Annotated in this window: 10 protein-coding genes; 7 read left to right on the forward strand and 3 right to left on the reverse strand. The window is 66.5% G+C overall.

Annotated elements, in window-relative coordinates; translation table 11 throughout:
• Positions 1–1185 carry a Rieske 2Fe-2S domain-containing protein gene (locus tag G9373_RS20220; RefSeq protein ID WP_054248394.1) on the reverse strand — a complete coding sequence of 395 codons (1185 nt, stop codon included), beginning with the start codon at positions 1183–1185 and terminating at the stop codon, positions 1–3.
• 190 nt (positions 1186–1375) lie between these two features.
• Between G9373_RS20220 and hsaA the strand changes: the two genes are divergently transcribed.
• From hsaA to hsaB, 4 genes are read left to right on the forward strand one after another with little or no spacing between them, the layout of a single operon-like run.
• Positions 1376–2551, forward strand: a complete 1176-nt coding sequence (gene hsaA / locus G9373_RS20225) for a 3-hydroxy-9,10-secoandrosta-1,3,5(10)-triene-9,17-dione monooxygenase oxygenase subunit (protein ID WP_005574871.1) — start codon at positions 1376–1378, stop codon at positions 2549–2551.
• Between the two features lie 8 nt (positions 2552–2559).
• Entirely contained in the window at positions 2560–3438 is an 879-nt protein-coding gene (gene hsaD, locus G9373_RS20230; RefSeq protein ID WP_005263857.1) for a 4,5:9,10-diseco-3-hydroxy-5,9,17-trioxoandrosta-1(10),2-diene-4-oate hydrolase, read from the forward strand.
• Positions 3438–4340 (forward strand): iron-dependent extradiol dioxygenase HsaC, encoded by a 903-nt coding sequence (gene hsaC / locus G9373_RS20235; RefSeq protein WP_005263859.1) that lies wholly within the window; start codon positions 3438–3440, stop codon positions 4338–4340. The genes hsaD and hsaC overlap by 1 nt, the downstream gene beginning before the upstream one ends.
• Positions 4337–4924, forward strand: coding sequence for a 3-hydroxy-9,10-secoandrosta-1,3,5(10)-triene-9,17-dione monooxygenase reductase subunit (hsaB, locus tag G9373_RS20240; protein WP_005244804.1), 588 nt, complete (start codon positions 4337–4339; stop codon positions 4922–4924). Before hsaC ends, hsaB begins: the two co-directional genes overlap by 4 nt.
• A 3-nt stretch (positions 4925–4927) precedes the next feature.
• Here the strand turns inward: hsaB and G9373_RS20245 are convergent, their stop codons facing one another.
• Positions 4928–6376: an NAD-dependent succinate-semialdehyde dehydrogenase gene (locus tag G9373_RS20245; RefSeq protein ID WP_167116495.1), complete on the reverse strand. Its 1449-nt coding sequence runs from the start codon at positions 6374–6376 to the stop codon at positions 4928–4930.
• Positions 6377–6490: 114 nt separating this feature from the next.
• Between G9373_RS20245 and G9373_RS20250 the strand changes: the two genes are divergently transcribed.
• The 3 genes from G9373_RS20250 (at position 6491) to G9373_RS20260 (ending at position 9191) form a co-directional block, all read left to right on the forward strand.
• Positions 6491–7732: an aminotransferase class III-fold pyridoxal phosphate-dependent enzyme gene (locus G9373_RS20250; RefSeq protein ID WP_005263864.1), complete on the forward strand. Its 1242-nt coding sequence runs from the start codon at positions 6491–6493 to the stop codon at positions 7730–7732.
• 68 nt (positions 7733–7800) lie between these two features.
• Positions 7801–8295 (forward strand): DUF3830 family protein, encoded by a 495-nt coding sequence (locus G9373_RS20255; protein ID WP_005244798.1) that lies wholly within the window; start codon positions 7801–7803, stop codon positions 8293–8295.
• Positions 8296–8369: 74 nt separating this feature from the next.
• Complete coding sequence (locus tag G9373_RS20260; protein ID WP_005574876.1) at positions 8370–9191, forward strand: PhzF family phenazine biosynthesis protein; 822 nt, start codon at positions 8370–8372, stop codon at positions 9189–9191.
• On the opposite strand, the gene G9373_RS20265 is transcribed toward G9373_RS20260, so the two are convergent.
• The gene (locus G9373_RS20265) at positions 9188–10354 is read right to left on the reverse strand and encodes an iron-containing alcohol dehydrogenase (protein WP_167116498.1); all 1167 of its coding nucleotides are present in this window, start codon (positions 10352–10354) and stop codon (positions 9188–9190) included. The genes G9373_RS20260 and G9373_RS20265 overlap by 4 nt on opposite strands.
• Between the last annotated feature and the right edge of the window lie 14 nt (positions 10355–10368).

Raw genomic sequence — 10368 nt, forward strand, 5'->3', positions numbered from 1 at the left:
TCAGACCTGCGCTTCCTTGCTTTCGGACCGCTCCGCAGTCGTGCTTTCGGACCGCTCCGCGGCCTCGCGTTCGGCCTTCTGACGGGCCAGGTTCTCCTCGACCTCGTGCTGCCAGGCTTCGTTGGCCTTGGTGGTGTCGACCTCGAACTCGAAGCGCTGCGTCATCTTGTCGGTGACGTCGGCGACGTCGACGTAGAACTGGTCGTACCAGCGTCGCAGCTGGTAGACCGGACCGTCCTCGTCGCAGAGCAGGGGGTTGTCGATCTTGGTCTTGTTCTTCCAGATCTCGACGTCCTGCAGGAATCCCTCGGCGATGCCCTCGGTGAACTTCGCGGCCAGCTTGTCGGCGGTTTCGTCGTCGATGCCGGTCGGCTTCTTGACGGTGACGCCGTACTGGAGCATGAACGAATTGTTCGTCACCGGATAGTGGCAGTTGATGAGGACGCTCTCGACCTCGTACCCGCCGTAGCTGTTCCACAGCGGATTGATCATGTAGGACGGCCCGTAGTACGCGGCCTCGGAGCGCAGCAGCGATTCCATGCCGTACTGCGTCGCCATCCCGACGTCCGGGCGACCCTTCGTGTTGAGGTACTGCGTTGCGATGTGGCCTTCGAAGACGTTCTTGAAGTACGTCGGGAACGCGTAGTGGATGTAGAAGAAGTGCGCCATGTCGACCACGTTGTCGATGATCTCGCGGCAGTTGGACCCTTCGATCAGCATCGAGTTCCAGGTCCAGTCGGTCCATTCGTCGCTGTAGGCGCCCTCGATGCGGGGGATGGTCACGTTCTCCGGCGGGGGATTGCCCTCCGGGTCGTTCCAGACGAACAGCTGGCCGTTCTGCTCGAGGGTGAGCCACGCCCGGGTGCGGGCGATCGGGGGAACCCGGCGTGCGTAGGGAATGCTGGTGCACTTGCCGTTGCCGCCCCAGCGCCAGTCGTGGAACGGGCAGGCCACGGAGTCGCCCTTCACGGTGCCCTGCGACAGGTCGCCGCCCATGTGCCGGCAATACGCGTCCAGAACCTTCAGTTCGCCCTTGCTGTCGGCGAAGACGACGAGTTTGGTGCCGAATGCCTCGATCGAATGCGGTTTGCCGTCCTTGAACGTCTTGGTCAAACCGAGGCAGTGCCAACCACGCGCGAAGCGGGTCTGGACCGTGCCCACATCGATCTCGCGAATCTGCGCCATTGTGCCCTCACATCCCTTCATGCTGTTAGTAGAACACGTTATAGAACTTCGACACGATCCGCCAGATTTTCGGGGGCTTTCTTCCAGACCCGGGCCGTCAAACAGCACCTTTACCGGTATCTCGACATAAATGGGAACGTGTTCTAGTCTCAGAAGATAAGTGAACCATCGAACGAGACAGGAGCGTCCTGTGGGTGACCATGACAGTCACGAGGTGATGCAGCGGCTCGACGCACTACTGCCGACGCTGCGAGAGCGTGCGCAGGAGACCGAGGATCTACGTCGTATCCCCGACGATTCCATGAAGGCGCTCCAGGAGACCGGATTCTTCCGGTTGCTCCAGCCCGAACAGTGGGGTGGCTACCAGGCGGATCCGGTGCTGTTCTACTCCGCGGTGCGGAAGATCGCGAGCGCCTGCGGTTCCACCGGCTGGGTCTCGTCGATCATCGGTGTCCACAACTGGCACCTCGCGCTGTTCTCGCAGCAGGCTCAGGAAGACGTGTGGGGCAACGACACCGACGTCCGCATCTCGTCCTCGTATGCGCCGATGGGCGCCGGCCAGGTCGTCGACGGCGGATACACGGTAAACGGTGCCTGGGCCTGGTCGTCCGGCTGTGATCACGCCAGCTGGGCGGTGCTCGGTGGGCCCGTCATCAAGGACGGCCGCCCCGTCGACTTCGTCAGCTTCCTGATTCCGCGCGAGGACTACCGGATCGACGACGTGTGGAATGTCGTGGGACTTCGCGGAACCGGCAGCAACACCGTGGTGGTGGAGGACGTCTTCGTCCCGACGCACCGCGTTCTCAGCTTCAAGGCGATGAGCAACCTCACCGCTCCCGGGCTCGAGCGCAACACCGCGCCCGTCTACAAGATGCCCTGGGGAACAATCCATCCCACCACCATCTCCGTGCCGATCGTCGGGATGGCCTACGGCGCCTACGACGCGCACGTCGAACATCAGGGCAAGCGCGTCCGCGCAGCGTTCGCCGGTGAGAAGGCGAAAGACGACCCGTTCGCCAAGGTTCGCATCGCCGAGGCCTCGAGTGACATCGACGCCGCCTGGCGCCAGCTGTCGGGGAACGTCGCCGACGAATACGCACTGCTCGTCGCGGGTGAAGAAGTGCCGTTCGAGCTGCGGCTGCGGGCACGCCGCGACCAGGTGCGCGCCACGGGCCGCGCCATTTCGTCCATCGACAAACTGTTCGAGAGCTCGGGGGCCACCGCGCTGGCCAACGGCACGCCGCTGCAGCGTTTCTGGCGGGACGCGCACGCCGGACGCGTCCACGCGGCAAACGATCCCGAGCGCGCCTACGTCATGTACGGCACAGGCGAATTCGGTCTGCCCATCACCGACACGATGGTCTAGGAGAACACGTGACGACTACCGAAGAGGCCCTCACGTTCGAGTCCACCTCGAAGTTCGCCCAGGTCCGGCCCGACCTGAAGTTGCACTACCACGAGGCCGGGGTCGGCAACGACACCACGATCGTGCTGCTGCACGGCGGCGGGCCGGGCGCTTCGTCGTGGTCGAACTTCGCCAGGAACATCCCGGTTCTCGCCGAGAAGTTCCACGTGCTCGCCGTCGACCAGCCGGGGTACGGGTTGTCGGACAAGCCGACCGAGCACCCGCAGTACTTCGTGCACAGCGCGTCCGCGTTGAAGGATCTGCTCGACACCCTCGACATCGGCGGGCGTGTCCACCTGCTCGGCAACTCCCTCGGTGGCGGTGCCGCAGTGCGTTTCGCGCTGGACTACCCGGACCGCGCGGGCCGGCTGGTGCTCATGGGCCCGGGCGGACTCAGCGTCAACCTGTTCGCCCCGGACCCGACCGAGGGCGTCAAGAACCTCGGCAAGTTCGGCTACCAACCCACCCGGGAGAACCTCGAGGCGTTCCTGCGCATCATGGTGTTCGACCAGAAGTTGATCACCGACGAACTGATCGACGAACGTTTCGCCGCGGCGAGCACACCCGAGTCGCTCGCCGCCGCCAAGGCGATGGGAAAGTCGTTCTCCTCGGCCGACTTCGAACTGGGAATGCTGTGGCGCGAGGCGTACAAGCTGCGCCAGCGGGTGCTGCTGATCTGGGGGCGCGAAGACCGGGTCAACCCGCTCGACGGGGCGCTGGTGGCGCTGAAGATGATTCCGCGGGCACAGTTGCACGTCTTCGGCGGGTGCGGCCACTGGGCGCAGCTGGAGAAGTTCGACGAGTTCAACCGTCTGGCAACCGATTTCCTTCTGGACGGGGGTAAGTGATGAGTATTCGTTCACTGGCATACATGCGCATCGAGGCCACCGACATGGCCGCGTGGCGCGAATACGGTCTCAAGGTGCTCGGCATGGTCGAGGGCAAGGGCTCCGACCCGGACGCCCTGTATCTGCGGATGGACGACTTCCCGGCTCGCCTCGTGATCTTCCCGGGGGAGCAGGACCGGCTGTCGGTGTCGGGCTGGGAGACGGCCAATGCCGCGGAGCTGCAGGAGGTCCGCGACAACCTGTCGGCGGCCGGCGTCGCATTCAAGGAGGGGACGGCCGAGCAGCTGCAGGACCGCAGGGTCGACGAGCTGATCACGTTCGAGGACCCGTCGGGCAACACGCTCGAGGCGTTCCACGGCGCGGCCCTGGAGCATCGCCGGGTGGTCAGCCCGTACGGGCACAAGTTCGTCACCGGTGAGCAGGGCCTCGGACACGTCGTCCTTTCGACCACGGACGACGAGGCGTCGCTGCGCTTCTACCGCGACGTCCTCGGTTTCCGCCTGCGCGATTCGATGCGGTTGCCCCCGCAGATGGTCGGGCGGCCGGCGGACGGCAAGCCGGCGTGGTTGCGGTTCTTCGGCTGCAACCCGCGGCACCACAGCCTCGCGTTCCTGCCGATGCCGACGCCGAGCGGCATCGTGCACCTGATGATCGAGGTCGAGAACTCCGACGACGTCGGATTGTGCCTCGACCGCGCGCTCCGCAAGAAGGTCAAGATGTCGGCCACGCTCGGCCGCCACGTCAACGACCTGATGCTGTCGTTCTACATGAAGACCCCCGGCGGCTTCGACATCGAGTTCGGTTGCGAGGGACGTCAGGTGGAGGACGAGAGCTGGATCGCGAGGGAGAGCACGGCCGTCAGCCTGTGGGGTCACGACTTCAGCGTCGGGATGCAGCCGTGAGCGAGGTGACCGGGGACGGGGCCGTCGCGGCCGAGGCGATCGATCCGCGACGGTTCCGGACGGTGCTCGGCCAGTTCTGCACCGGTGTCACGATCATCACGACGATCGACGACGGCGTGCCCGTGGGGTTCGCGTGCCAGTCGTTCGCCGCGCTGTCGCTCGAACCCCCGCTCGTGCTGTTCTGCCCGACCAAGACGTCGCGGTCGTGGGCGGCGATCGAGCGCAGTGGCATCTTCTGTGTCAACGTGCTCGCGGAGGAACAACAGTCGACGTGCGCCCGTTTCGGTTCCCGGGACCCGGACAAGTTCGCCGGGATCGACTGGACGGAGTCGCCGCTGGGCTCGCCGATCCTCACCGGCTCGCTCGCCCACATCGACTGCTCGCTCGAGAGCGTGCACGACGGCGGCGACCACTGGGTCGCGTTCGGCCGGGTCTCCTCCCTGAGCGAGATCAGGGAGGAGCGACCGTTGCTGTTCTACCGCGGGCAGTACACGGGCATCGAACCGGACAAGACCGTGCCTGCGCCGTGGCGCGACGACCTCGAGGCGTTCCTCACGACGTCGTCGGAAGACACCTGGCTCTAGTTGCTAGACGGCGACACCGATGTATTTCGTCTCGAGGAATTCGTCGATGCCGGTGGTCCCGCCTTCGCGTCCGAGCCCGGATTCCTTCACGCCGCCGAACGGCGCGGCCGGGTTCGACACCACACCCTGGTTGAGCCCGACCATGCCCGACTCCAGCGCCTCGCACACACGGATGCCGCGCTTGAGGCTCTCGGTGTACACGTAGGCCACCAGCCCGTACGGGGTGTCGTTCGCCCGTTCGACGGCCTCGGCCTCGGTCTCGAACGTGCTGATCGCGGCCACCGGTCCGAAGATCTCGTTGTGGCACATCTCGGCGTCGTCGGGCACACCCGTCAGGACCGTCGCCGGGTAGAAGTTGCCCGGCCGGTCGAGTGCCTCGCCGCCGGTGAGCACCGAGGCGCCGCGGTCGATCGCGTCCGCGACGAGACTGCTCACCTTCGCGACGGCCGCCTCGTCGATCAGCGGTCCGACGACGACGCCGTCCTCGGTGCCGCGCCCGACGGGCAGGGCCTCCATTCGCTGCGTGAGTTTGCGGGTGAATTCCTCGGCGACCGAACTGTGCACGAGGATTCGGTTGGCAGCCGTGCAGGCCTGGCCGATGTTGCGCATCTTCGCCGCCATGGCCCCGTCGACGGCGTCGTCGAGATTCGCGTCGTCGAAGACGAGGAACGGCGCGTTGCCGCCGAGTTCCATGGACGTGCGCATGACCGTGCGGGCGCACAGTTCGAGCAGATGCTTCCCGACCTTGGTCGAACCGGTGAACGAGAGCTTGCGGGCCCTGCCGTCGAGGATGAGGGGGGTGATCACCTCGTCGGGGCTGGACGTGGTGACGACGTTGACGACGCCGTCCGGCAGCCCGGCCTCGGTGAGGATGTCGGCGAGGGCCAGGATCGACAGCGGCGTCTGGGCTGCCGGCTTGATGACGGACGTGCACCCGGCGGCGATCGCGGGCCCGATCTTGCGGGTGCCCATCGCCATCGGGAAGTTCCACGGGGTGATGAGCAGGCTCGGCCCCACGGGCTGGCGGGTCACGAGGAACCGCGACCCGCCGCCGGGCGCCGTCATGTAGCCGCCGTCGATGCGGACGGCCTCCTCGGCGAACCAGCGGAAGAACTCTGCGGCGTAGGCGATTTCGCCCCGCGCCTCGGTGAGTGGCTTGCCCATCTCGAGCGTCATGACCAGCGCGAGCCGGTCGACGTTCTCGAGCAGCAGCCGGTGCGCGTTCATGAGGATGGTGCTGCGTTCGCGGGGGGTCGTGGCCGCCCACGACGGTTGCGCCGCCGCCGCTGCGTCGAGCGCCTCGCGGGCCTCCGCGGCGTCGGCGTCGGCGACCGTGCACAGGATCTGTCCGGTGGACGGGTCGTGGACCGGCATGGTGCGTGCGCTGTCGCGCCACTTGCCGCCGATGAACAGGCCGGTCTGCACCGATGCGATTGCTGCTTCCTCGAGCATGATTTTTCCCCGTTCTCCATTGCCGAAGGGACGGTCCCCATGTTATACAGATTGTCAACAATCTGACAATGCACTTGCCGACATCCGCCGGCATCTACGCGTGGGAGGGTTCTCGTGACTCGGCTATCTCCACTGCTCGCTCAGGCCACACCCGTGACGGTCGATCACGGTGAAGGGTGCTACCTCTACGGCACCGACGGCAGGCGCTATCTCGACTTCACCGCGGGCATCGGCGTCACCAGTACCGGGCACTGCCACCCGCACGTCGTGGAGGCCGCACGCAGGCAGGTCGGGTCCCTGATCCACGGCCAGTACACGACGGTCATGCACCAGCCGATGCTCGAGCTCGTCGATCGACTGGGATCGGTGCTGCCCGCGGGCCTCGACTCGCTGTTCTTCGCGAACTCAGGAAGTGAGGCGGTGGAGGCGTCGCTACGACTGTCGCGGCAGGCGACCGGCCGCCCCAACGTGATCGTCTTCCACGGCGGATTCCACGGACGCACGGTCGCGACGGCGACGATGACCACGTCCGGCACCCGATTCTCCGCCGGCTTCAGCCCGTTGATGGGCGGCGTGCACGTGGCACCGTTCCCCAACGCCTACCGCTACGGCTGGTCCGAGGAGGAGGCGACCGCGTTCGCGCTGAAGGAACTCGACTACATCTTCGCGACGCTCACCGCGCCGAACGAGACGGCGGCGTTCGTCGTCGAGCCCGTTCTCGGTGAGGGCGGGTACGTGCCCGGCAACACCGCGTTCTTCCAAGGGCTCCGCGAGCGCGCCGACCGGTACGGCATCCTGCTCGTCATCGACGAGATCCAGACCGGTTTCGGCCGCACCGGTAAGTTCTTCGGGCACCAGCACTTCGACGTCCGGCCCGACATCATCACCATCGCCAAGGGTCTGGCCAGCGGCTTCCCGCTGTCGGGCATCGCGGCGTCCGAGGAGCTCATGGCCAAGGGCTGGCCGGGGTCGCAGGGTGGAACGTACGGCGGCAATGCCGTGTCCTGCGCGGCCGCGGTCGCGACGCTCGAGGTGATCGAGAAGGAAGATCTCGTGGCCAACGCCGCCGCGCGGGGTGTCCAGTTGCTCGACGGTGCGCGCACGCGCGCCATCGACGGGATCGGCGACGTCCGTGGCCTCGGACTGCTCGTGGGCAGCGAGTTCACGGCCGCCGACGGCAGCGCGGACCGTGCGAAAGCGGCTGCGGCGCAGCAACTGGCCGCGAAGAAGGGGCTGCTGCTGTTGACCTGCGGCGCCCACATGAACGTGGTACGGATGATTCCACCGCTCATCGTGACGGCGGAACAGATCGAGGACGCCCTGAAGATCTGGTCCGAAGTACTCGACGAAGTGTGACAAGCACCCGTGAGTACTTGTTAACCGCGGGCGGTTAACAAGTACTCACGGGCTCCGAAGGAGGACCTGTGGCTCGCTACATCACCATCAGCCTGGACAAGCGCGGCGTGACCTGCCGCGCCCGGCTTCTCGACGAGGACGCACCACTCACCTGCGACGCGGTGTGGGACGTGCTCCCGCAGAGCGGCGACGCGTACCACGCCAAGTACGCGCGCAACGAGGTGTACACGCTGATCCCGCGGATCACCGCGGCACCGCGGCGGGAAAATCCTACCGTCACACCGATTCCCGGTGACGTGTGCCTGTTCGACTTCGAGCCCTGGGAAATCGGCAACTCGGCCTACGGGTACGAGCCGGGCTCCGAGGCGCACGCCGCGCAGGGCGCCACCGACCTCGCGATCTTCTACGGCCGCAACAACCTCCTGCTCAACGGTGACGTCGGCTGGGTGCCCGGCAACGTGTTCGCCGCCATCGAGGAGGGGCTGCCGGAATTGGCGGCCGCGTGCAACGACCTGTGGATGCGCGGGGTCGAAGGCGAGACGATGAGCTTCGCCCGGGCCTGACGTCGGCGCGACCGGTCCAGAGTGTGCGGGATGGCCCTCGACGAGCGCCGGGGCGTCCACCACCATCGGACGATATGAAGCTCGACATCTATCAGATCGACGCATTCGCCGCCGGACCCTTCGAGGGCAACCCGGCGGCGGTCATGCCGCTGACCGACTGGCTGGACGACTCGGTTCTTCAGCAACTCGCCGAAGAGAACAATCTGTCCGAGACGGCGTTCTACACCGCTCGGCTTCCCGTGGACGCGGGGCCCCACGACCCGGAATATCCGGCGTATCACCTGCGATGGTTCACCCCTGCCGTCGAGGTGGACCTGTGCGGCCATGCCACCCTCGCCACGGCCGCGCAGATCCTCGAGGACGTGCACCCGGACGCCGCCCGCATCCAGTTCTGGACGCGCAGCGGTTGGCTGCACGTCGACCGTGGATCGGACGGGAAACTGGTGATGGATTTCCCGGCCGAGCCGCCGGTGCCGATCGCGGCCGATCCCCGGATCGTCGCCGCACTCGGCATTCCGGTGCGGGAGTGCCTGAAGGCCACCGACCTCGTGTTCGTCGCGGAATCCGAACACGACATCGCGTCGATGGCCCCCGACTTCGCCGTGATCAGCCCGCTGAAGGTGCGGGGCATCGTCGTCACCGCAGCATCCGACGTCGAGGGACTCGACTTCGTGTCGCGATGGTTCGGCGCCGCGGCCGGCGTGCAGGAGGACCCGGTGACGGGGTCCGCGCACTCGCAGATCGCGCCGTACTGGGCTGACGTCCTGGGCCGAAACAGCCTCGTCGGACGCCAACTGTCGGCGCGGGGTGGAACCGTGCACTGCGAGGTGCGCGGCGACCGCGTCCACCTGTCCGGGGCGTACCGGCGGTACCTCCGGGGCACCGTCGAGTTCTAGCGCTGGCTGAAGACCTCCGAATACAGCGTCTCGATCTGGCCGGCGGTGGGCACGACCGGATTGTTGCCGGGCGATCCGGACGCCAGCGCCTGCTCTGCCATCAACGGAATGAGGCCGTCCCAGGCATCACGGTCGATCCCGTAGGCGAGCGGCGTCGGAACCTTCAGGTCGTGACACAGCGACGTCAGGGTCTCGACGAGGAACTGCGCGGCGACGGAATCGCCCGCCGATTCCGGTGCAGCGCCGAACGCACGCGCGCAGTCGGCGTAGCGGCTCTCCGCTCCCTTCACGGAGAACGCAGTGATCGCCGGAAGCAGCATGGCATTCGACAGTCCGTGTGCGACATGGAAATGCGCACCGATCGGCCTGCTCATCCCGTGTACCAGCGCCACGCTCGAGTTGGAGAACGCCATACCGGCCTGCATGGACGCGACCATCATCGCTTCTCTCGCGGTGCGGTCTTCACCGTCCGCGTACGCCGTGCCGATGTGCTTACCAATCGTGCGGATCGCGGAGAGCGCGAGTCCGTCGGTGAACGGCTGGGCCTTCCTGCTGACGTATGCCTCGATGGCGTGGGTGAGCGCATCGATTCCGGTGTCGGCGGTCAACCGCGGCGGCATCGACATCGTGAGTTCGAAATCCACGATCGCGGCGATCGGCAGGAAGGGAAGCCCCGGGCACAGCATCTTCTCGTCGGAAGCGCTGTCGCTGATGACGGTGAATTGCGTCGCCTCCGAGCCGCTTCCGGCGGTGGTCGGTATCGCGATGATCGGCAGCGCCTTCCCGGTGTACACGTGGGGTGCCTTGTACGACCGCATTTCGCCGCCGTTCGCGGACAGCACGGCCAGTGCCTTCGCGGTGTCCATCGGACTGCCGCCGCCGAACCCGATCACCGAATCCGCGTTGTGTTCGGCGACGATCCTCAGCCCTTCCTCCAGGGAATCGGTGGTGGGGTCGGGCACGGTGCCGGAGAACAGTGCCGGCTCCTTGCCCGCGGACCTGAGGAGGGTCATGATCCGGTCGGCCGCGCCTGTGCCGGTCAGATAGGAGTCGGTGACGAGAACCGGCCTCTGCAGACCCAATTGGTCGACAACCGAGCCGATCTCGTCGACTGCTCCGGCCCCGATCCTGGCGAAACGGGGGAGTGAGAGATGTGCGGTCATGGGAGAGGTTCCTT

The organism is Rhodococcus sp. A14 (assembly GCF_011603105.1).
Taxonomy (GTDB): Bacteria; Actinomycetota; Actinomycetes; order Mycobacteriales; family Mycobacteriaceae; genus Rhodococcus_F; species Rhodococcus_F opacus.